Origin of the sequence: Amycolatopsis sp. NPDC005232 (assembly GCF_040607795.1) — a bacterium.
Lineage (GTDB): Bacteria > Actinomycetota > Actinomycetes > Mycobacteriales > Pseudonocardiaceae > Amycolatopsis.
Window position 1 is genome coordinate 296,356 of sequence record NZ_JBEXHL010000002.1, and the last position, 19,712, is coordinate 316,067.

The window sequence follows — 19,712 nt, forward strand, 5'->3', positions numbered from 1 at the left end:
ACGAAGAAGCGTACGTACCGCCCACACGGCCTCGCGCGTCCTTTTTGCGCCGCCTTGACGGCCGGACAACAACCTCCCTCGGCGGGGTGAGGTTCTTCTCCCAGACCGTGGTTGACGGAACACACCACGGCAACGTGTAGTTCACTCGTCGCGTGAGTTCCGCACAGGCGCGAGTACGCGCACCCGAACTGACCGGCGACGTCTGGCTCAACACCGGCGGCCGGCGACTCTCCCTCGCGGAGTTGCGCGGGCGGATCGTGCTGCTCGACTTCTGGACCAGTGGCTGCGTCAACTGCCTGCACGTGCTCGACGAGCTGCGCCCGCTCGAGGAGGAGTACGTCGACGTCCTGGTCACCGTGGGGGTGCACTCGCCGAAGTTCCTGCACGAGGGTGAGCGCGCGTCGATCGAGGCGGCCGTGCGCCGCTACGAGGTGCACCACCCCGTGGTGAACGACCCGAAGATGGAGCTGTGGTCGCAGTACGCCGTGCGTGCGTGGCCGACGCTGGTGGTCGTCGACCCCGAGGGCTACGTCGTGCACGTCGCCGCGGGTGAGGGCCACGGTGAAGCGCTGAGACGCGTTGTCGCGGACCTCGTGGCGAAGCACGCCGCGAAGGGCACGCTCCGCCGGGGCGGCAACCCGTACGTGCCGGTCGAAGAGCAGCAGACGGAGCTGCGCTTTCCGAGCAAGGCCGTCGCCACGGCGGAGGGCCGCATCCTCGTCGCCGACACCGGGCACCACTCCGTGGTCGAGTTCGCGTCCGACGGCGAGACCGTGATCCGCCGCTTCGGCAGCGGCGAGCGAGGCGCGCAGGACGGGCCGTTCGACGTCGCCACCTTCACCGAGCCCTCGGGCATCGCGCTGCTGCCCAACGAGGTCGCCCAGCGCGCCGGCTACCACGCCGTCGTCGCCGACACCGCGGGTCATCGACTGCGCGGCATCGACCTCAACACCGGCGAGGTCACCACCGTCGCCGGCACCGGCAACCAGTGGCGCAACGGCACCGACACCGGCAAAGCCCTCGACACCGACCTCACGAGCCCGTGGGACGTCGCGTGGTGGGCGCCCGCCGGAGGCGTCGTGGTCGCCATGGCCGGCAACCACACGCTCAGCGTTTTCGACCCGATCTCCGGCGGCATCCGCCGCTTCGCCGGGACGACCGTTGAAGGCCTCAAAGACGGCGAAGCGAGCGAGGCGTTCTTCGCGCAGACGTCCGGCCTCGCGCCCGACGGCGACAAGCTGTGGCTCGCCGACGCGGAAACCTCGGCGCTGCGGTGGATCGAGCCCGAGGGCGAGACGTTCACCGTGCACACCGCCGTCGGCACCGACCTGTTCTCCTTCGGCCACGCCGACGGCGCGGCCGAAGAAGCGCTGCTGCAGCACCCGCTGGGCCTGGCCGTACTGCCCGGCGACCGCATCGCGATCGCCGACACCTACAACGGCGCCGTCCGCCGCTACGACCCGTTCACGCGCGAGGTCACCACGCTCGCCACCGGCCTCGCCGAGCCGCAGGGCCTGCTGCTGCACGACGGTGAGCTGCTCGTCGTCGAGTCGGCAGGCAACCGTCTCGCGCCGGTCGGAGCCCAAGTCACGACCGTGGCCGGCGAGAAGAACGCGGTCCGGCGCCCGCCGACGGTGCTCGCGACCGGCGACGTCGAGTTCGCCGTGGTCTTCACGCCGCCGCCGGGTGAGAAGCTCGACGACCGCTACGGGCCGTCCACGCGGCTGGAGGTCAGCGCGTCGCCGCCGGAGCTGCTCGCCGACGGCGCCGGCATCGGCACCGACCTCACCCGCCGCATCCGGTTCGCCGACGGCGTAACGGAAGGCGTGCTGCAGGTCGTCGCCCAGGCGGCCAGCTGCGACGAGGGCGGCGAGCACCCCGCGTGCCGCATCACGCGGCAGGACTGGGGTGTGCCGGTGCGCTTCGAGAGCGGTGGTGAGCGCACGCTCAGCCTGGTCATGGCGGGTGAGCCGAAGCCGGCGGCACCCAGTCAGTAGCATTGGGGACGTGCCCGACAAGCCCAAGCTCCAGATCCAGATGCTGCAGGACCGCGTGCTCGTGCGCCTGTCGCCGGAGGAGGGCGAGCGCCGCAGCAGCGGCGGAATCGTGATCCCCGCGACCGCGCAGGTGGCCCGCAGGCTCGCCTGGGGTGATGTACTGGGCGTCGGCAACAGCGTGCGCAACGTCAAGCAGGGCGATCGCGTGCTCTTCAACCCGGAGGACCAGCTCGAGGTCGAGATCCAGGGTGAGGGCCACTTCGTGCTGCGCGAACGGGACGTTCACGCCGTCGCCACCGAGCGGACCGAACACGGCACGGGGCTCTACCTGTAGCTCCCGGCCACGGGAGGGCAGGCGTGCGCGAAGACGAGACCTCGCAGGACCTCTTCATCGACGACCTGCTGCCGGAGCGCGAAGACGACGACCTCGCCACCGAGATCTTCGCCGTCGTCGACGGGCCCCCGCTGCCGGAGACGCCGCAGCGGCGCCTGCGCAAGGGTGTCGCACGCACGTTCATGATCGTCGGCTGCGCGCTGGGGCTCTTCGTACTGCTGTACGCGATCGACCTCGTCACCAGCGCCGGCGACGTGCCGCGCGGCGTGCTCGTGGCGGGCGTCGACGTCGGTGGCCTCTCCCACGCCGACGCCGAGGCCAAGCTGCGCACGGAGCTGCAGCCGCGGCTGACGCAGCCGGTGACCTTGCACGCGGGCGACATCACGACGTCGATGGTGCCGTCGGAGTCCGGCCTCGGCCTCGACTGGCCAGGCACGCTCGCGCAGGCCGGGCACCAGCCGTTGAGCCCGATCACGCGGTTCCTGTCGTTCTTCACCACGCGCGACGTCGGCGTGGTCACGCGCTCGGACCAGGAGCAGGTGGCGCAGGCGCTGGGCACCCTCGCGACGGACAAGCTCAACCACCCGCTGGTCGAGGGCAGCATCGGCTTCCAGCCCGGGGACGACGGCGCCGTCACTGCGTACCCCGTGGAGCCGCGACAGGGCCAGGAGCTCACCGACGTGCGCGCGGCCGCGCAGACCGTGGCGAACGAGTGGCTCGCACCGGGCGGCGTCACGCTGCAGATGGCCGTGAGGCCGGCGAAAGCCACGTCGAAAGGCGTTCACGCGCTGCTCGACCAGGTCGTGGCCCTCGCCGTCGCCGCGCCGGTGGTGTTGCACGGGCAGGGCAAGGACGTCGCGCTGGAGCCGGCGGCCATCGCGGGGTCGTTCCAGTTCGCGCCGCGCGACGGCGGCTCGCTCGAGCTGCGCATCGACCAGGGCAAGCTGCAGCAGGCCGTGGAATCCGACCTCGCGTCGACCGAAACCGACGGGCGCAACGCCGAAATCGTGTTCACCTCGGGCGCGCCGACCGTCAACCCGTCCGAAGACGCCCGGAAGATCAACTGGGCCAACACTTTCAAGTCGCTCACGGCCGTGCTCGCCAAGCCGAGGGGGCGTGACCTGCCGGTGGCCTACGACGCCACGAAGCCGAGCCTCTCCACCGACGCGGCCAACGCGCTGGGCATCAAGGAGGTGATCGGCGAGTTCACCACGAGCGGGTTCTCCGGCCCCGCGGCCACGAACATCCAGACGCTGGCCGACCGAATCTCCGGTGCCATCGTGAAACCCGGCGACACGTTCAGCCTCGGCGCCCGCTCGGGCTCGCGGACCGCGGCCGACGGCTACGTCAGCGCGCCCGCGAACGAAGACGGCACCGGTCCTTCCGTGGTGGGCGGCGGAGTTTCGCAGCTCGCGTCCACTTTGTACAACGCGGCGTACCTGGCCGGCCTCGGCGACGGCGGCCACCTCGCCCACGACCACTACCTCGACCGCTACCCCGCCGGCCGCGACGCGAAAGCCATCGACGACGCGGGGAACCCGGTGGAGCTGAAGATCACCGACAACGACGACACGGGCTTCGCGATCCAGGCCGGCGTCAGCGGGGATTCCGTCACCGTGCGGATCTGGGGCACGAAACACTACCTCGTCGAGGGCCGCACCGGGGGCACGTCCGACGAGGTCTCGCCGACCGTCCAATTCGGACCCGGTCCCGACGGCGCGTGCCGGCCGTCGATCGGCGCGCCGGGCTTCAGCGTGTCCGACACACGCGTGTTCCACGACCTGGCGACGGGCAACGAGGTCCGTGAGGAAACGCGCAACACCACGTACTCGCCGCAGCCGATCGTGATCTGCTGACAGCGTCCACATAGGACAGAACGGCCCGGCCCGCACAAGGGGCCGGGCCGCGAAGTCACCTGTTGATACTTCGCTTGCTCCACAGGCTCGCGACCAAGGCCACGCCGAGTGCGGCGACACCGACCTGGGTGATGATTTCGAGCCAGTCGATGCCGCTCGTGTCGGCGTATCCGATGCCGCGCGCGATGGCGCTGCCGATGAAGGCGGCCGCGATGCCCACGAGGAGCATCAGCCAGATCGGGATGTTCTGTTTGCCGGGCACGACCAAGCGGCCGAGCAGGCCGAGGATCAAGCCGACCACGATGGCGCTGATGATGCCTGAGACGGTCATCGAAACTCCTCTGCCAGATGGGTTCCGGGCCGAGCCGCGGACTCGGCGTCCGGATGCCCTGGGAACGGACGGCCGAAACTCGAGACCACGGCGATATCACCCACCTGGCACCAGCGTGCCGTGAGCCGCGGCGGGAGCTCTCACCCGCAGCGGGCGAAGTCACCCGGAAGAAACACGGATGCCCCCGGCCCGAGATGGGCCGAGGGCATCCGCAGGGGAACGGGAAGAGCCTAGAAAGCCGCCTCGTCCAGCTCCATCAGCGCGTTGTCGGCGCCTTCGACGATCGTGCGGCGCGAGGACAGCTCCGGCAGCACCGACTTCGCGAAGAACGACGCCACGGCCACCTTGCCCTCGTAGAAGGCCACGTCCTTGGCCGCCGCGCCCGCGTCGAGCTTGGCGATCGCGACCTCGGCCTGCTTGAGCAGCTGCCAGCCCACCAGCAGGTCGCCCATCGACATCAGCAGCCGCACGGTGTGCTGGCCGACCTTGTTGATGCTCTGCGGGTCGTCCTGCGAAGCGGTGAGGAAGCCGATCATCGCGCCGAGCATGCCCTGGGAGTCCTCGAGGGCCTGCTTCAGTAGCGCGCGCTCGTTCTTGAGCCGGCCGTTGCCCGCCTCGGACTCGATGAACTTCGTGATCTCACCGGCGAGGAACGCGAGTGCCTGCCCCTTGTCGCGCACGATCTTCCGGAAGAAGAAGTCGAGCGACTGGATGGCCGTGGTGCCCTCGTAGAGCGAGTCGATCTTCGCGTCGCGGATGTACTGCTCGATGGGGTAGTCCTGCAGGAAGCCGGACCCGCCGAGCGTCTGCAGCGACTGCACGAGCTGCTCGGTGGCGCGCTCGGAGCCGACGCCCTTGACGACCGGCAGCAGCAGGTCGTTGATGCCGTGCGCCAGCTTCAGCGCGGCCTCATCACCGTCCTGCGTCCACAGCTGGTCCTGGAACGACGCCGTGTACAGGTAGACGGCGCGCAGGCCCTCCGCGTACGCCTTCTGCAGCATCAGCGAACGGCGCACGTCCGGGTGGTGCGTGATGGTGACGCGCGGCGCGGCCTTGTTGAGCATGTTCGGCAGGTCGGCGCCCTGCACGCGCTCCTTGGCGTAGCCGAGCGCGTTGAGGTAACCGGTCGACAGCGTGGCGATGGCCTTGGTGCCCACCATCATGCGGGCGTACTCGATGACCTGGAACATCTGGGCGATGCCGTTGTGCACTTCGCCGAGCAGCCAGCCCTTGGCCGGGGTGCCGTGCTGGCCGAAGGTCAGCTCGCACGTGGTGGACGCCTTGATGCCCATCTTGTGCTCGACGTTCGTCACGAAAGCGCCGTTGCGCTCGCCCAGCTCACCGGTCTCGGAGTCGAAGTGGAACTTCGGCACGAGGAACAGCGACAGGCCCTTGGTGCCCGGCTTGGTCTCGATGCCGGGACCCTCCGGGCGCGCCAGCACGAGGTGCATGATGTTTTCGCTCATGTCGTGCTCGGCGGAGGTGATGAACCGCTTCACGCCGTCGATGTGCCAGGAGCCGTCCTCCTGCTTGACAGCCTTGGTGCGGCCGGCTCCGACGTCGGAGCCCGCGTCGGGCTCGGTCAGCACCATCGTGGCGCCCCACTGGCGGTCGATCATGAGCTGCGCCCAGCGCTTGTGCTCTTCGGTGCCGTTGTTGTTCACGATCATGGCGAAGTTCGGGCCCGCCATGTACATGAACAGCGGTGCGTTGGCGCCGAGGATCAGCTCGGACGCGGCCCACTGCACCGTCGGGGGCAGGCCGAAGCCGCCCAGGTCGTTGGTGAGGCCGAGGCGCCACCACTCGCCGTCCAGGAGCTGCTTGTAGCTCTTCTTGAACGACTCGGGGATCTTCACGCTGAAGGTCTTGGGGTCGTACACCGGCGGGTTGCGGTCCGCGTCGGCGTAGGACTCGGCGAGCGGGCCGGTGGCGAGCTTGTTCAGCTCCGAGAGCACGCCGCGCGCGGTCTCCTCGTCCGACTCGGCCAGCACGCCCTTGCCAAGGCGGTCCTGCACGCCGAGTACCTCGAAGAGGTTGAACTCCAGGTCTCGGACGTTGCTCTTGTAGTGGCCCATGTCGTCACTCCGTGTCGTGTTCGGCTTTCCGGCCGGGCACATGTTCCCTTACTCGCCGGTAACTTCAGGATATTACCTACGAGTAACTGGAGCAAGCGGTTCCCCTCTTCCAGGGGTGTGGATTCAGCCGAAAAACCGACATCGACCAGGAAGCCGACCTCAGGGCGTGCCGCGCGCCACGGCGCGGTCGGCTGGCACGGGCATGTGGGTGTCGTCAGTGTGGGGCACGAGGATGCCGCTGCGGAACGCGATGGTCACGGCGTGTGTGCGATCGCGCGCGGTCAGCTTGCGCAGGATGCTCTTCACGTGCGTCCGGACCGTTTCGACGGAGAGGAACAGCAGCTTCGCGATCGCCGAGTTCTCCAGGCCTTCGGCCACGAGCTGCAGCACCTGGTACTCGCGGCGCGACAGCGGCATCGCGCCCTTCGGCTGGGTGAGGTGCTCCTCGGCCGGCGCCGCCCTGGGGGACGGCTGCCGCTTGGGCCGCGCGGTGAGCGCGGCCAGCGCCGGGTCGATGTAGCGCCGGTCGGTGTGCGCGCGCCGGACGGCTTCCGCCAGCCGCCGCGGATCCACCGCCCGCGGCACGATCGCGTGCACGCCCGCCGCGATGGCCGTGGCGAGGTACTGCTGTGTGCGGTTGACGTCGCGCACCAGCGTCACCAGCACCACGGCGGGGTCGCCGGAATTGAGGAGCTTCGTGAGGTGGCAGTGGGGATCCAGCGCCGAGTCGAGGATCACGACGTCGGGACGCACCTGCTCGCACAGCTGCATCGCGGCGTGGTGGCTGGCCGCCTGGCCCGCCCAGTGCAGCCCCGGCGTCCGGTGGACCATCGACGCGAGCCCCTCGCGGAAGATCGGGATGGGATCGACGACAGCCACCCCCAGGCTGCGGTTCGCGGTCAGTTGTCCGGGCACAGCCGGCGTTCGGTGGGGCTCGATGCCGCGCATCTCGGGCCTCCGTCTTCCAGGTCGTTCCCGGGTCGCCGGACGCCCGCGCACGCCCCCCGGCGTGCCGTCCTGGCACCACCCGATCCCCCCTGCTGGGATCGGACAGGAATGACACCTTGTCCTTGATTCGACTCCTTCGGAAGGCGGTTGTGACGCGGTTTCCCCCTCATGGCCGTATCGGCCGGTTGCAGCAAACTCTCCGTAGAAAAAGGTTCGTGATCTGCGGCTTTTTGGCTCTGTACTGCAGCGGTGGCTCGCCCGTTTGCTACTGAGGGTGTAGCCGAAAGATGGTCGCTACGTGACTACCCGTGCACGCAGCGCGGCGAACTCGCTCGCGAGGCCGGCGGGCGTCCAGTGGGCGTTGAGGCCGCTGGGGTTGGGCAGGACCCAGACGCCGGTCTCGCCGATCACGCGCTCTTGGGGGCCGACTTTGGCTTTCTTCTCGCCGAACGCGGTGCGGTAGGCGGTGATGCCCAGCACGGCGAGCCAGCGGGGTTTGTTCTCGAGGACTTTGTCGACCAGCGTCTTGCCACCTTCGCGCAGCTCGTCGCCGGTCAGCTCGTCCGCCCGGGCGGTGGTCCGCGCGACGACGTTGGTGATCCCGAGGCCGAGGTCGAGGAGCTCGTGCTGCTCACTCGGGTCCAGCAGCCGCGGCGTGAAGCCCCCGGCGTGCAGAGCGGGCCAGAAGCGGTTGCCGGGCCTCGCGAAGTGCAGGCCGAGGGCGCCCGAGTAGAGCCCGGGGTTGATCCCGCAGAACAGCACGTCCAACCCGGGCGCGATGACGTCGGGGATGACGACGTCCTGCGCCGCGGCAAGCTGGTCTTTGGTGGGTCGGATGGGCATGGGTCCAGTTTCGGGCACGCTGTTCGGCATGACCACGACGCCCGACGGTTGCTCCGTGGACCTCTACCTGCGGCTGCCCGCGGCCGGCGAACCAGAGATCGTCCACGGCGCCGTGCCCGACGCCGCGTCGATCCTGGAGCTGGGCAGCGGCTGCGGACGCGTGACGCACCCGTTGCTGGAGCTCGGCCACGCCGTGGTCGCGGTCGACGAGTCTCCGGAGATGCTCTCCCACATCCGCGGGGCGGAAACGGTCTGCACGCGGATCGGCGACCTGCGGCTGGAGCGCGAGTTCGACGTGGTCCTGCTGGGCAGCCATCTGGTCAACGCGGCCGATTCCGCGGAGTGCCACGCGCTGCTCGCGGCGGCCCGGCGGCACATCGCGCCCGGGGGCCGGTTGCTCGTCGAGTGGCACCCGCCGGAGTGGTTCGACCACGTGGCCGAGGGGCCGGGCGGGCTCCTCGGGGAGGTCGCCGTTTCGCTGCACGACGTCGTCCGCGAGGGCGATCTGCTGTCCGCGACGGTGCGCTACCGAGCCGCCGAACGGGTGTGGCACCAAGAATTCACCTGCCGGCGGCTGAGTTTTCCGGAGCTGTCCGAGGCGCTGACCTCGGCCGATCTGACCTTAGGCGAGTGGCTGACCGCTGACCGGGATTGGTTCTCGGCACGCGGGGTAGCGGATCAGGTACCGATCTAGGTAGCCTGTGTGATCTCTCGCACAACGTCGTAGGGAGGAGCCCGCGTGCAGCTTTGGGTTGTCCTCGCACTGGTGGCCCTCATTCTGGCAGCCGCCTCGCTGATCGTGGTTCTGGAAGACCGGCGCGCCGCCAAGCGGGCGGCGCTGCGGCGCAAGGCGCGGCTAGCGCGTCTGGGCGAAGTCGATCCGCTCGCGCCCGGTCGGCTGAGCGTGGATCGCTGAAGGGATTCCGCGCAGGGCGAGCAGCAGGGCGCCGAAGAGCCACCCGAGGCCGGCGCCGAAGGTGTTGGTCATGAGGTCGTCGACGTCGAAGATGCGGTAGACGAACGGCGCCGTCCCGAAGTTCGCGGTGAGCTGCGTGATCTCGATGGCCAGTGACACCGCCGCACCCACGGCCAGCGCGCCGACGAGGCCGCGGCGCCACAGGATGCGGGCGAAGATCCCGAGCGGCACGAAGAGCAGCACGTTGAGCGCGGCCTGCTGGAACGTCTGTGTACTGAACCAGTGCGCCGCCGAAAGACCGTGCTTCACCAGCTCCGTGTGGATGTCGGCGATCCACTGGAACGGCCGCAGCTGCACCGTCTGCTCGAGGCGCCGGCCGTTCGCGCTCGGCAGCGGCAGGAAGACGACCGCGAGCGCCATGCACGCGTAGAAGACGACCGAGGCCGTGGTCACGAGGCCGCGCAGCCGCGGGCGGCCGTAGCGCGCCAGCTGCAGCACGAGCTGCGGGACGAGCAGCGTGCCCCACAGTGCGAGGAATCCGATGAATCCGTACTGCAGGGCCGTGACCTGTGCGTTCGTCATGCCGAGAACGTTATGGATCTTGGGGGTCACGCCACTTCGGTCGAAGAGCCGGACGGAATCCGGCCGGATCGGCCATCTGGCCGAGGGCGACTTAAGCCGATCGGTCAGGCTCCTCGTCGCGCTGCTCGTCCTCGGCGCGCTCCGACCGCCACGCCGCGAAGACCGTGCCACCGACGAGCAGGGCGACGACCACGATCACGGTCGCGACGATCTGCAGTTCCACAGTGACTCCCGGGGTTCGGCCGGTTGATCGCTGCCTGGGGGCTGCGCGTTACGCCGGGCAGCCCCATTGCACCGAACCGGACACCCGAGCGAAAACGCCGGGTGACATTTGCCCATCACCCTCCTTTTTCCTCTGGTGAGGTCCCTCCCGTTTGGGCAGACTGCACCGCCGTGTGCCCGTTCCAGGGGACGACGGGCGCGAAATCGGAGGAAACATGAGGCTCTTCACCCGGCTCGCGGTCACCGCCGCGGCCGCATTGGCCACTGTGGCCGTCACGAGCGTGCCCGCGTCGGCCGCGCAGACCACGGACGTCCGGATCATCACGCTGAACGACCTGCACGGCAACCTCGAGCCGCCGGCGGGTTCGGCCGGCAAGGTGTTCGTGTCCGACGGGACCAGTGTGGACGCGGGCGGCGCGGCGTACGTGGCGACGCACGTGAAGCAGCTCGAGTCGCAGGTGCGCAACTCGATGGTGCTCTCGGCGGGCGACAACGTGGGCGCGTCGCCGGTGATCTCGGCGCTGTTCCACGACGAGCCGACCATCGACTTCCTCAACGAGCTGGGCGTGAAGGCCTCCGCGGTCGGCAACCACGAGTTCGACGAGGGTTACCAGGAACTGCTGCGCATGCAGTTCGGCGGCTGCAACAAGACCGACGGCTGCCAGTTCCACCCGACGTACCAGGGCGCGGACTTCCCGATCCTCGGGTCCAATGTGTACTTCACAAACGGTCTGCCCGCGCTGCTGCCGTTCTCGGTGCAGTTCTCCGGCGGCGTGCCGATCGGCATCATCGGCGCCACGCTGAAGGACCTGCCCTCGGTCGTCACGCCCGATGCCATCAAGGGCCTGAAGTTCGGCGACGAGGCGCAGGCCATCAACCGCACGGCCAACCTGCTCGACCTGCTGGGCATCAAGGCCCAGGTCGTGCTGCTGCACCAGGGCGACGAGACGCTGCCGGGCTCCGGCCCCAACGACTGCAAGGTGGCGCCGGGCGGCGAGGCCGACGTCATCGCCAAGAACGTGAGCCCGAAGGTCGACGCGATCTTCACCGGCCACAGCCACCAGCAGTACAACTGCGTGATCAACGACCCCGCGGGCCAGCCGCGCCCGGTGATCCAGGGCGCGTCGTTCGGCCGGCTGCTGTCCGTCGTGGACCTGAAGATCGACCTGCGCACGCGCGACGTCATCCGGTCGCAGACCAAGGCGCACAACGAGATCGTGACCCGCGACGTGACGCCGGACCCGGCCGTGACCAAGCTCGTTGACGAGGCCAAGACCAAGTCGGGCCCGATCGCCAACAAGCAGGTCGGCACCATCACCGCGGAGCTCACCGCGGCCGGCGCGCCCTCGGGTGAGTCGACGATCGGCGACGTGATCGCCGATGCGCAACTCGAAGGCACCAAGTCCAACAACGCGGTCGTCGCCATCACCAACCCCGGCGGCATCCGCGCGGACCTGAACTACGCGTCTTCGCCCAACGGCGAGGGCGACGGCGTGGTCACCTACGGCGAGGCGTTCACCGTGCAGCCGTTCGCGAACATCATGCAGACGATCACGCTCACCGGCGCGAACCTGAAGACCGTGCTGGAGCAGCAGTGGGGCCAGCCGGGCGGCACCAAGATCCTGCAGATCTCGAGCAGCCTGCACTACACCTACTCGGCCTCGGCGCCGATCGGTTCGCGCGTCTCGAACATCACGGTGAACGGCACGCCGGTGGACCCGGCCGCGACGTTCCGCGTGTCGGTGAACAACTTCCTCGCCGCGGGCGGCGACGGGTTCACCGAGTTCACGAAGGGCACCGACCTCGCGGGCGGTCCCGTGGACCTCGACGCGCTGATCGCGTACCTCGGCGCGCACCCGGGCGTCACCCCGCCGCCGGCGGACCGGATCACGATGGTTCCGTAGTCGGTTGTTTCGAGTAGCCCCGCCCCTCGCTCGTTGAGGGGCGGGGCTCTCGTTTTTCCAAGCTTTCACACGTGCGGAAGCGCACGATGGGACCAATGACGACCTGGGAAGACGTGGTGGCACTCGCGGCGGAGCTGCCGGAGACCGAGGAGTCCACCTGGTACCGCACGCCCGCGTTGAAGGTCGCGGGCAAGGGCTTCGCGCGCCTGCGCAGCGAAGCCGAGGGCGGCGTGGTCCTGTTCTGCGGCCTCGACGAGAAGGAAGCCCTCCTCGCGTCCGGCGACCCGGCCTATTTCACGACGCCGCACTACGACGGTTACGGCTCGATCCTCGTCGACCTGGAACGGGTGGATCCGGTGCAACTGAAGGAACTCCTGGTGGAGTCGTGGCGGCGCAAGGCTCCGCGCAAGCTGCTGTGAATCAGTCGACCAGCTCGGGTTCCAGCAGGCTCATCAGGTACATGTCGTGGTACTTCCCGTCGCTGCCGCGGAAGCATTCGCGGTGCCTGCCGTCCTCGACGAAGCCGGCCTTGCGGTAGACGTGGCGCGCGCGTTCGTTCTCGGCGACGACCCACAGGGCGATGAGGTGCAGGCGCATCACGTTGAAGCCGTAGCGGCACATCAGCCGGAGCGCTTCGGTGCCGTAGCCGCCGTTCCAGTGGTCCTTCTCGCCGATGTAGATGTCCAGCTCCGCGCGCCCGGTCTCCGGCGTGGCGTCGCGCAGGTCGGTCACGCCGATCAACGCGCCCGACGCCACGGATTCGATGCCGCACACCAGGTGGGCGTAGGTGTTGACCGGGCGTTCCTCGCAACGCTTGCGCACCTGGTCGAGCGAACGCGGGTACGAGCTGTCCATCCACTGCCCGACCTCGGGGTCGTGGATCCAGCGGTAGAGCGACTCCGCGTCCGACGTCTCGAGCGCCCGCAGCCGCACCAGCTTGCCCGTGAGCACCGCTCCCCCTCACTCCCGCCGTAGCAGCAGGAAGTCCTCGACCCCGACGAGCCCGAGGAACTGGCGCACCCCAGGCGGCATCGGACGGCGGGACCCATCATGCACGAGCCGTGGATCACTGACGCGCCATTTTCGGCCGCGCGTGACGATCTCCGCGTGGCCCGCGGCCAGCACGTTTTTGACCCAGTCGGTGTCGGGGCCGTAGGTGAGGGCGACGACGAAGCCGTCGTCGGTGCGGAAGACGTTGAGCGGAGTGCGGAACTCCTTGCCGGACCGGCGGCCCTGGTGCACAACCATCCCGAAGCCGGGCAGCCACCCGACGAACGGTCCCGTGACGCGGTTGGTCACCACGCGGTTGAAGTGGGCGAGGCGTTCTGGCAGCACCATCCGTCCAGCGTAATCCAACGTCCGTGGAATTAGGGCGTTTTCGGGCCGGTGCGAGGCCGTTTCGCACATCTGGTGGGATGTTCGCGGACGCAGGCACGACGCGGGGAGAAGAACATGTCGAACGACTGGACGCTGCGACAGGACCCTGAGTCGCCCGTGATCTTCGCGCGGGCGTTGCTGGAGGACCCCTCGCAGCTCGCGTTCGTGGTCCTCGACGATGACGACGACTGGTTCATCAGCGACGGCGCCGAGTTCGACGAGGACATGGACGTCAACCGCGAGCAGTTCGGCGCAGTCTCGCTGCGCGAGGCCGTGGAGCTGGTCCCGCAGCTCACGGCGCTGGCGTCGCTGCCAACGGGCATGGCGGCCGACTGGGACCCCGAGCGTTCGGCGTGGCTGCTGAGCTCCGTCGCCGACTCCGACGACGAGGCCGAGGACCGCGAGATCCGCGACGCGCGCATCGCCGCGTGGCAGCACCCGGGCTCGCCGGTGGACGAGGTGCAGTTGTCGACCGGGCTCACCGAGATCGTGACCGGTGGTGACGCGCCCGTTCGCGCCGTACGCCAGGTGGTGCGCGAGGGTGACGGCACGTGGCTCTTCGTGGGCTTCGAGGTGCCGGAAGCCGAGGATTTTGAGGTCGAGGGCCTGGAGCTGGAGCACGTGGTGAGCCTGTACCCGGACGTCGTGAACGTGCTGCAGGCCGCGCCCGGCCAGGTCTTCGACCGCGCCGAGCCGGGTGCCGAGTGGGAGCTCGTCGAGGGTTGAAAGAGGGCTGAAAGTTTTCCGCGGCGATTGTCCTGGCGCGGCAGGGGCCATTCGTCCTTAGAGTGTTAGCCGGCGAACGGCGCCGGTCCGGACACTCACCAGGAGCAGCCATGCCCACCTATGCCGCGCTCATCTATTCCGCCGACGTGGACCCGACGCAGCCCGAAGCCGCGTCGATGATGAAGGACTACAACGAGTTCGGTGCGGCGGCCGCCGCCGTCATCCGTGGCGGCAACGCCCTGTACCCGACCGCGACGGCCACCACCGTCCGCGTGAACGGCGGCAAGGGCGGCGACATCGTGACCAGCGACGGCCCGTACGCCGAGACGAAAGAAGCCCTCACCGGCTTCTACCTCATCGAATGCGCCGACCTCGACGAAGCCGTCAAGGTCGCCGCCCAGATCCCGGCCGCGTGGGACGGCGCCGTCGAGGTGCGCCCGATCGTCGAGTTCTCGTGACGGTCGCCGGTGACACGCTGGCGCGGCTCATCCGGGATGAGGGGACCCGGGTGCTCGCCACGCTCGTGCGGGTCATCGGCAGCGTGGACCTGGCCGAGGACGCGGTGCAGGACGCCGTCGTGCGGGCGCTCGAAACGTGGCCGCGCGACGGCGTCCCGGACAACCCGCGGGCCTGGCTGCTCGTGACGGCGCGGCGACGCGCCGTCGACGTGCTGCGCCGCGAGGCCAAGCGCGTCGGGAAGGAGGCGGACGCGATGCCGCTCGCCGAGGACGATCCGCCGCCTTCCGTGATCCGCGACGACTTGCTGCGCCTCGTGTTCACCTGCTGCCACCCGTGTCTGTCGGTGGACGCGCAGGTCGCTTTGTCGCTGCGGACGCTCGGCGGTTTGTCGACCGCCGAGGTCGCGCGTGGCCTGCGCCTGCCCGAGGCGACGGCGGCGAAGCGGCTGACGCGGGCGAAGCAGAAGATCGCGACGGCGGGGATCCCGTACCGCGTGCCGGCGGCGGAGGAGCTGCCCGAGCGGCTTTCCGGTGTGGCGGCGACCGTGTACCTGATCTTCAACGAGGGGTACGCGGGCGTGCGCGCTCCGCTGGTCGACGAGGCCGTGCGGCTGGCGCGGCTGCTCGCGTCGCTGATGCCGGACGAGCCGACGGTGCTGGGGCTGCTGGCGTTGCTCTTGCTGCACGACGCGCGCCGGTGCACGCGCGTCGCCGACGACGGTTTGCCCGTGCTGCTGGCCGATCAGGACCGTTCGCTGTGGGACGCCGTGCTGATCCAGGAGGGCGTTTTGCTGGTGGGGCGCGCTTTGCGGCGGACGCCTTCCGTGCCCAATCCTTATGTGGTGGAAGCGGCGATCGCGGCCTGTCACGCCTTGGCGCCGACGTACGAGTCGACCAACTGGGACGCCGTGATCTCTTGGTACGACGTGCTTTTCACCGTCCGCCCGAGCCCGGTGGTGTCACTGAACCGCGCCGCCGCGATCGCCGAACGTGACGGCGCCGCCGTGGCCCTGCCGCTCGTGGACGCGCTGGACGTCCTGGCGGACTACCCCTGGTGGCACGCGACGCGAGCGGAACTGTTGCACCGCTTGGGAAATCGCTCTGCGGCTCTGGCTGCTGTGGCCAGCGCCGAAGCGGCGGGCCTTGGTCCCGGCCACGCGGCCTTGTTGCGTCGCCGAGCAGGTGAATAGGGCGGCCTTGACACGTTCGCGGCGCGGCGCGTTCGATGGTGACACGCCCTGCGGCCGGTGAACACGCCCGCACCCAGGGCGCCCAACTTTTTCTTTGCAGAGGGGGCCCCACGATGGCCGAACACCCCAACGCGACACTCATCCGCCGCGGCTACGCGGCCTTCTCCTCCGGCGACGTCGAGGCCCTGTCCGAGCTCATCGCCGCCGACGCCGTGCAACACATGCCAGGCCACAACGTCTTTTCCGGCGACCACAAGGGCCGCGACGCGATCCTGTCGATGTACGGCGAGCTCGCAACCCGCAGCGACGGCACCCTCCGTGTGGCCCTCGAGGAGGTCTACGCGAACGACGACGAGGTCGTCACGGTCTACCACTCCACCGGCACCCGCGGCGGCAAACACCTCGACACTCGCCACGCGCTGGTGTTCAGGATGCGCGACGGCCAAGCGGTCGACCTGCTGGACGTCTCTCAGGACGAATCCTCCGACGACGCCTTCTGGGGGTGATCACCATGTCCGTGCTGATGCTCCTACGCGTTCCCGGCAACGGCGCCCAGTTCGAGAAGGCCGCCGCCTCCGACCCCGCCCGCATGTCGACCATCATCGCCTCCGCCCGCGCCCACGGCCTGCAGTCCCACCACTTCTGGGCCGACGACAAGGACCTCCTGGTCGTCGACGTCTGGCCCGACGAGGCCTCGTTCCAGGCCTTCTTCTCCTCCGAAAGCGACCGCATCGGCGCCTTGATGGCGGCGGCCGGCATCACCACCCAGCCGGAGATCACCTTCTACCGCAAACTCGACGTCGGCGACGACGTGTGAGTATGTCTATTGTGGATCGATCTTCTTGGTGAGCCCGACCCACGTCCCGCTCCACCCACTCGAGACGGCGATTTCCTCGAGGGCGCCGGTGGGGAGGAAGAGTTCCCTGAGCCGTTGTTCTGCGTTGTGGTCGCCTTGTCGGATGCGCTCTTTGAGCTGTTCCAGCTCGGTTATGGCGTCGTCCACGGAGCGGTAGCTGCTCCAGGACGTGTCGTGCTCGCCGGTGCGGAGGATGTGCAGGAGGTCGTTGATGACTTCGCCGAGCTGCTCGCCACGCGTCATGGGTGGGATTATCCCCTTGTGGAGGGTGGCGGTGAAATAGCAGTGAGGGTGTTTTCCGTGAATCGGAAAACACCCTCGCTGCATTTGTGGAGCGGATGACGGGAATCGAACCCGCGTATTCAGCTTGGGAACCAGGGTGATCATGGCCGATAGTGGTCCTGACCTGCGGACCGGGCTGCCTGCGGTCGGCCGCCGTTGACCGTGGTTGACCGGCCTGAATGGCACGGCAATGGCACGCTGCCGCCTGCCCCACTCCCCTCCCTTCACCCCGATACGAAGCCCGCACGCGGACGGTGGTGCCGGGTCAAGGCACGCTTTCCCGCCTTGACGCGGTGTCGCCGGCCGTTGTCACGATCCGGCTTCGGGGTGGAGCCTGGCGACCTCCGTGCGTAACGCTCGCGGCTCTATCGGTCTCCCAGCTTGCGGCTGAGGGTGTCCATAGCGTCGACCAGGTCGGCGGCACCTCGGAGGGTGATGGTGTCATCCTGCATGTATTTGAGCTGGTGGAAGACGGCCAACAGCCCCTCTGCGGTCGCAAGGCTGATCGGGTCGGCGGTACTCCTGCCCTGCTCGATGGCTTGGCGTGCGGCTGCGGCGTGGGCTTCTGCGGTTGCGCGGTCGGACGTCGGCATGAAGTCGACCTTGCCAGCGGGCCTGTCCGGCGTAACTAGGCCGATGAGCTGATCGTCGACGGTGGGGGCGCGCTGCACGGTGCTATATCGTCGGCGGGCTGCCCGGCGACCGGCGGCCGAAGCGGAGCGGCAGGCCGTCCGTGTCGCAGTCGGGCGAGCCCGCCGCACGCGTGGTGACGTGCGCGCCGCCACTGGCGGCGCCTTGATCCCATAGAGCCAAGTTCGGCAGGCAGGAGATAGCCCGATCAGTAGTTTCGCTCCGTTCAGCTGGGAAAATCCTCGCCGAGGACGATACGCCACAGCCTGCGAGCCTCAACCACATCGTTCAGATCTTCTGCTTGAATAGCCCTTTTGCAGCGGTTGCGACTGGTGGCGAATGATTGCAGTAGATCTTGTTTTGTTGACCAGGTTAGGTAGCCGCTTAAGTCGCCGCTATGACCACCTGGGTCCTGTACGATAATGTAACCCGAAGCCCAGTCAAAAAAGTCGCGCAACGCTGTACGTCGATTTGAGTTGAGCCGACTAAAGATCGTCGCAGCCATAGTCTCAAGATGAAAAGAGCTCAACCTTGATGAATGCTCTCGGTTCCATTTCTTCAGCAATCTAACCAGTGGTTTTAGGTGGTAATCAAGCTCTTGATTGCGTTTCGTGAACCAATCATTAGCTTTGAATGGACTCGTCTTTATCCATGAACCGTTACCAGACGGTAGAAGGTAGTCGTCACCTCCGCTATAAAACACTGGTGCGACGTCTACGTGTCCGCCGGTCTGAAAGAAAACTCGGACGGCTTGACCTCGCGCGCCTACTTGCTGGATTGACACGCCGCTATAAGCTTGACGGATGCGGTATAAGAAGTTCTTTGAATCCCACTGGTACTTTTGGTAGGCATCTTTCTCATTTGAGAATATTGCAAGGACATCAATATCGTCGATAGGTCTAATGATCGTCCCCTTTTTTGCTGAACCCATTAGATCGGCCCGCAGGAAGGGCATATCTGAACTTGAGGGGAACTTCTCCTCCAGGTTTTCGATCACGGACTTCTTTCGGGCCGGTATGAGTGTATCTATGTGATACTCAGTGGGCTCGAGCTCCTCGAGGAACTGGGAAAATGACTGCGTGATGGTCGACAACTTTTATTTCCTTTCGGCCTCAAGCTATGCGAGACCGTGATCGCGGGCTTCTTCTATCAATTGCTTGGCGCTGGATTGCATGGAGTATTCGAGCGACTCACGCCTTTTGTTATGTAGCCAATTGGGTACTGAGAGGTTTAGCTGTCGCGACGAAAGTATTCTATCTTGAATTCGTCGACAATCGGTCTCCGTGACCGACTCGGGGTTCTCTAAGCCGCGCCGCCAAGCATTTAGAATCTTACCTTCAAGAGTAGAATTCGATCGACTATTTTCAATATTCCCGCGAATCATGTCAATAAGCTCGCGGGCTGGCCCAATAAGGGGTGCAAATATGGTTGCGAGAGCTTCCGCTATAGGCATATTCAGGAAAATTCCTAAGGCGGTTGCGCTTGCGATTATCAACGTCAACGCGAAACTAAGAATAGTCGCCCAGAGGCTATGAAGGGAAGCGCCCCACCCAACATTGCTCCGCTGGCATATTAGCACGTCGAGCGGTCTAGCAACGGCAGAGGTGTCCGGATACCAATCCTTGAGGCTCTCCCCTGAGTACCGCCTTTCCGCTGCTGCAATAAGGGTGGGTGAAGGGTGATCTGCCGCCATTTCGTTCCATGGAAGAATAAAGACCTGTGTGTCAAACTCTTCCTGCACGGCAGCAGCGTCTTGACTCCTCCGCTTCTCCCAGTTGGCGCCAAGTATCCCTATGATCAATAGAAGTACCGCAGCAGTAAGTCCAATTGCTACTCGGGCATCTTTGAAAACGAAGGTCGCAAGTATGCTTAGCCCGGCTCCGCAAAAAACTACTAGCATTCTGAGGCTGTGTATCGCCTTTGCATCAGAATATAGTCTTCGCTGAGCGGAGAGTAGCCTTAACGCCCGACTCGTGTTCTGCCGATCGAATATTGATTTGCCGCACGGTGTTGCTGAACTTCTGGGCGAGTCGGCGGGTCCGTCCTCCATGCGCAGTCCTGTCAGGTCGTATCCGATGGCTATTCTCTTCTAGTCGCATGAGACGATTGAGTCGTTACAAGCCCGATGTCTTTGATGGCGACCTTGACATAAAGTCGCGGACTGATAACGATCGCACTTCTTCCT

Annotated in this window: 23 protein-coding genes; 11 read left to right on the forward strand and 12 right to left on the reverse strand. The window is 67.2% G+C overall.

Annotated elements, in window-relative coordinates; translation table 11 throughout:
• Positions 1-152: 152 nt before the first annotated feature.
• Genes ABZU76_RS05085 through ABZU76_RS05095 form a run of 3 tightly spaced genes read left to right on the forward strand, consistent with a single transcriptional unit; the run spans position 153 to position 4,187 of the window.
• Positions 153-1,997 carry an NHL domain-containing thioredoxin family protein gene (locus tag ABZU76_RS05085; protein ID WP_354865221.1) on the forward strand — a complete coding sequence of 615 codons (1,845 nt, stop codon included), beginning with the start codon at positions 153-155 and terminating at the stop codon, positions 1,995-1,997.
• A gap of 40 nt (positions 1,998-2,037) precedes the next feature.
• Positions 2,038-2,331, forward strand: a complete 294-nt coding sequence (locus ABZU76_RS05090; RefSeq protein WP_220247246.1) for a co-chaperone GroES — start codon at positions 2,038-2,040, stop codon at positions 2,329-2,331.
• Positions 2,332-2,354: 23 nt separating this feature from the next.
• Positions 2,355-4,187 (forward strand): VanW family protein, encoded by a 1,833-nt coding sequence (locus ABZU76_RS05095; RefSeq protein ID WP_354865223.1) that lies wholly within the window; start codon positions 2,355-2,357, stop codon positions 4,185-4,187.
• Between the two features lie 55 nt (positions 4,188-4,242).
• Here ABZU76_RS05095 and ABZU76_RS05100 read toward each other — a convergent pair whose 3' ends face one another.
• The 4 genes from ABZU76_RS05100 to mug form a co-directional block, all read right to left on the reverse strand.
• A complete protein-coding gene (locus tag ABZU76_RS05100) occupies positions 4,243-4,518 on the reverse strand; it encodes a GlsB/YeaQ/YmgE family stress response membrane protein (RefSeq protein ID WP_354865225.1) in 276 nt (91 codons plus the stop codon).
• Between the two features lie 230 nt (positions 4,519-4,748).
• Entirely contained in the window at positions 4,749-6,593 is a 1,845-nt protein-coding gene (locus tag ABZU76_RS05105; protein ID WP_354865227.1) for an acyl-CoA dehydrogenase, read from the reverse strand.
• Between the two features lie 159 nt (positions 6,594-6,752).
• A complete protein-coding gene (locus ABZU76_RS05110) occupies positions 6,753-7,541 on the reverse strand; it encodes a response regulator transcription factor (protein WP_354865229.1) in 789 nt (262 codons plus the stop codon).
• Between the two features lie 294 nt (positions 7,542-7,835).
• Complete coding sequence (mug, locus tag ABZU76_RS05115) at positions 7,836-8,384, reverse strand: G/U mismatch-specific DNA glycosylase (protein WP_354865231.1); 549 nt, start codon at positions 8,382-8,384, stop codon at positions 7,836-7,838.
• A 28-nt stretch (positions 8,385-8,412) separates the two neighbouring features.
• Between mug and ABZU76_RS05120 the strand changes: the two genes are divergently transcribed.
• On the forward strand, positions 8,413-9,078 hold the full coding sequence (locus ABZU76_RS05120; protein WP_354865233.1) for a class I SAM-dependent methyltransferase: 666 nt from the start codon (positions 8,413-8,415) through the stop codon (positions 9,076-9,078).
• Positions 9,079-9,240: 162 nt separating this feature from the next.
• On the opposite strand, the gene ABZU76_RS05125 is transcribed toward ABZU76_RS05120, so the two are convergent.
• Both ABZU76_RS05125 and ABZU76_RS05130 read right to left on the reverse strand, forming a co-directional pair.
• Positions 9,241-9,882: a VanZ family protein gene (locus ABZU76_RS05125; protein WP_354865235.1), complete on the reverse strand. Its 642-nt coding sequence runs from the start codon at positions 9,880-9,882 to the stop codon at positions 9,241-9,243.
• A 91-nt stretch (positions 9,883-9,973) separates the two neighbouring features.
• Entirely contained in the window at positions 9,974-10,105 is a 132-nt protein-coding gene (locus tag ABZU76_RS05130) for a hypothetical protein (protein ID WP_354865237.1), read from the reverse strand.
• 214 nt (positions 10,106-10,319) lie between these two features.
• On the opposite strand from ABZU76_RS05130, the gene ABZU76_RS05135 reads away from it, so the two are divergent.
• The gene (locus tag ABZU76_RS05135; protein ID WP_354865239.1) at positions 10,320-12,008 is read left to right on the forward strand and encodes a bifunctional metallophosphatase/5'-nucleotidase; all 1,689 of its coding nucleotides are present in this window, start codon (positions 10,320-10,322) and stop codon (positions 12,006-12,008) included.
• A gap of 95 nt (positions 12,009-12,103) precedes the next feature.
• Complete coding sequence (locus ABZU76_RS05140; protein WP_220245208.1) at positions 12,104-12,427, forward strand: MmcQ/YjbR family DNA-binding protein; 324 nt, start codon at positions 12,104-12,106, stop codon at positions 12,425-12,427.
• A 1-nt stretch (position 12,428) separates the two neighbouring features.
• Here the strand turns inward: ABZU76_RS05140 and ABZU76_RS05145 are convergent, their stop codons facing one another.
• Together ABZU76_RS05145 and ABZU76_RS05150 are read right to left on the reverse strand one after the other, a co-directional pair.
• On the reverse strand, positions 12,429-12,959 hold the full coding sequence (locus ABZU76_RS05145; protein WP_354865241.1) for a GNAT family protein: 531 nt from the start codon (positions 12,957-12,959) through the stop codon (positions 12,429-12,431).
• Positions 12,960-12,968: 9 nt separating this feature from the next.
• Positions 12,969-13,346, reverse strand: a complete 378-nt coding sequence (locus ABZU76_RS05150; protein WP_220245210.1) for a nitroreductase family deazaflavin-dependent oxidoreductase — start codon at positions 13,344-13,346, stop codon at positions 12,969-12,971.
• 114 nt (positions 13,347-13,460) lie between these two features.
• Here ABZU76_RS05150 and ABZU76_RS05155 point away from each other — a divergent pair, with 114 nt between their 5' ends.
• From ABZU76_RS05155 to ABZU76_RS05175, 5 genes are all read left to right on the forward strand, one after another.
• Complete coding sequence (locus ABZU76_RS05155; protein ID WP_354865243.1) at positions 13,461-14,111, forward strand: hypothetical protein; 651 nt, start codon at positions 13,461-13,463, stop codon at positions 14,109-14,111.
• A gap of 110 nt (positions 14,112-14,221) precedes the next feature.
• Positions 14,222-14,569 (forward strand): YciI family protein, encoded by a 348-nt coding sequence (locus ABZU76_RS05160; protein ID WP_354865245.1) that lies wholly within the window; start codon positions 14,222-14,224, stop codon positions 14,567-14,569.
• Positions 14,566-15,759, forward strand: a complete 1,194-nt coding sequence (locus ABZU76_RS05165) for a sigma-70 family RNA polymerase sigma factor (RefSeq protein WP_354865247.1) — start codon at positions 14,566-14,568, stop codon at positions 15,757-15,759. The genes ABZU76_RS05160 and ABZU76_RS05165 overlap by 4 nt, the downstream gene beginning before the upstream one ends.
• Positions 15,760-15,872: 113 nt before the next feature.
• Entirely contained in the window at positions 15,873-16,265 is a 393-nt protein-coding gene (locus ABZU76_RS05170; protein WP_354865249.1) for a nuclear transport factor 2 family protein, read from the forward strand.
• A gap of 5 nt (positions 16,266-16,270) precedes the next feature.
• On the forward strand, positions 16,271-16,576 hold the full coding sequence (locus tag ABZU76_RS05175; protein WP_354865251.1) for a hypothetical protein: 306 nt from the start codon (positions 16,271-16,273) through the stop codon (positions 16,574-16,576).
• A 6-nt stretch (positions 16,577-16,582) separates the two neighbouring features.
• Here ABZU76_RS05175 and ABZU76_RS05180 read toward each other — a convergent pair whose 3' ends face one another.
• The 4 genes from ABZU76_RS05180 to ABZU76_RS05195 form a co-directional block, all read right to left on the reverse strand.
• The gene (locus ABZU76_RS05180; protein WP_354865253.1) at positions 16,583-16,858 is read right to left on the reverse strand and encodes a hypothetical protein; all 276 of its coding nucleotides are present in this window, start codon (positions 16,856-16,858) and stop codon (positions 16,583-16,585) included.
• A 404-nt stretch (positions 16,859-17,262) separates the two neighbouring features.
• Positions 17,263-17,568, reverse strand: coding sequence for a hypothetical protein (locus ABZU76_RS05185; protein WP_354865255.1), 306 nt, complete (start codon positions 17,566-17,568; stop codon positions 17,263-17,265).
• Positions 17,569-17,753: 185 nt separating this feature from the next.
• Complete coding sequence (locus tag ABZU76_RS05190; protein ID WP_354865257.1) at positions 17,754-18,620, reverse strand: hypothetical protein; 867 nt, start codon at positions 18,618-18,620, stop codon at positions 17,754-17,756.
• A 24-nt stretch (positions 18,621-18,644) separates the two neighbouring features.
• Positions 18,645-19,577: an S-4TM family putative pore-forming effector gene (locus tag ABZU76_RS05195; RefSeq protein WP_354865259.1), complete on the reverse strand. Its 933-nt coding sequence runs from the start codon at positions 19,575-19,577 to the stop codon at positions 18,645-18,647.
• Positions 19,578-19,712: the final 135 nt, after the last annotated feature.

Coding starts and splice junctions, on each gene's coding strand:
- ABZU76_RS05160 (WP_354865245.1), top strand. CDS start 14,222: ATGCCCACCTATGCCGCGCTCATCTATTCCGCCGACGTGGACCCGACG.
- ABZU76_RS05105 (WP_354865227.1), bottom strand. CDS start 6,593: ATGGGCCACTACAAGAGCAACGTCCGAGACCTGGAGTTCAACCTCTTC.
- ABZU76_RS05135 (WP_354865239.1), top strand. CDS start 10,320: ATGAGGCTCTTCACCCGGCTCGCGGTCACCGCCGCGGCCGCATTGGCC.
- ABZU76_RS05155 (WP_354865243.1), top strand. CDS start 13,461: ATGTCGAACGACTGGACGCTGCGACAGGACCCTGAGTCGCCCGTGATC.
- ABZU76_RS05150 (WP_220245210.1), bottom strand. CDS start 13,346: ATGGTGCTGCCAGAACGCCTCGCCCACTTCAACCGCGTGGTGACCAAC.
- ABZU76_RS05090 (WP_220247246.1), top strand. CDS start 2,038: ATGCTGCAGGACCGCGTGCTCGTGCGCCTGTCGCCGGAGGAGGGCGAG.
- ABZU76_RS05180 (WP_354865253.1), bottom strand. CDS start 16,858: ATGACGCGTGGCGAGCAGCTCGGCGAAGTCATCAACGACCTCCTGCAC.
- ABZU76_RS05140 (WP_220245208.1), top strand. CDS start 12,104: ATGACGACCTGGGAAGACGTGGTGGCACTCGCGGCGGAGCTGCCGGAG.
- ABZU76_RS05175 (WP_354865251.1), top strand. CDS start 16,271: ATGTCCGTGCTGATGCTCCTACGCGTTCCCGGCAACGGCGCCCAGTTC.
- ABZU76_RS05110 (WP_354865229.1), bottom strand. CDS start 7,541: ATGCGCGGCATCGAGCCCCACCGAACGCCGGCTGTGCCCGGACAACTG.
- ABZU76_RS05125 (WP_354865235.1), bottom strand. CDS start 9,882: ATGACGAACGCACAGGTCACGGCCCTGCAGTACGGATTCATCGGATTC.
- ABZU76_RS05170 (WP_354865249.1), top strand. CDS start 15,873: ATGGCCGAACACCCCAACGCGACACTCATCCGCCGCGGCTACGCGGCC.
- ABZU76_RS05195 (WP_354865259.1), bottom strand. CDS start 19,577: ATGGAGGACGGACCCGCCGACTCGCCCAGAAGTTCAGCAACACCGTGC.
- ABZU76_RS05120 (WP_354865233.1), top strand. CDS start 8,413: ATGACCACGACGCCCGACGGTTGCTCCGTGGACCTCTACCTGCGGCTG.
- ABZU76_RS05100 (WP_354865225.1), bottom strand. CDS start 4,518: ATGACCGTCTCAGGCATCATCAGCGCCATCGTGGTCGGCTTGATCCTC.
- mug (WP_354865231.1), bottom strand. CDS start 8,384: ATGCCCATCCGACCCACCAAAGACCAGCTTGCCGCGGCGCAGGACGTC.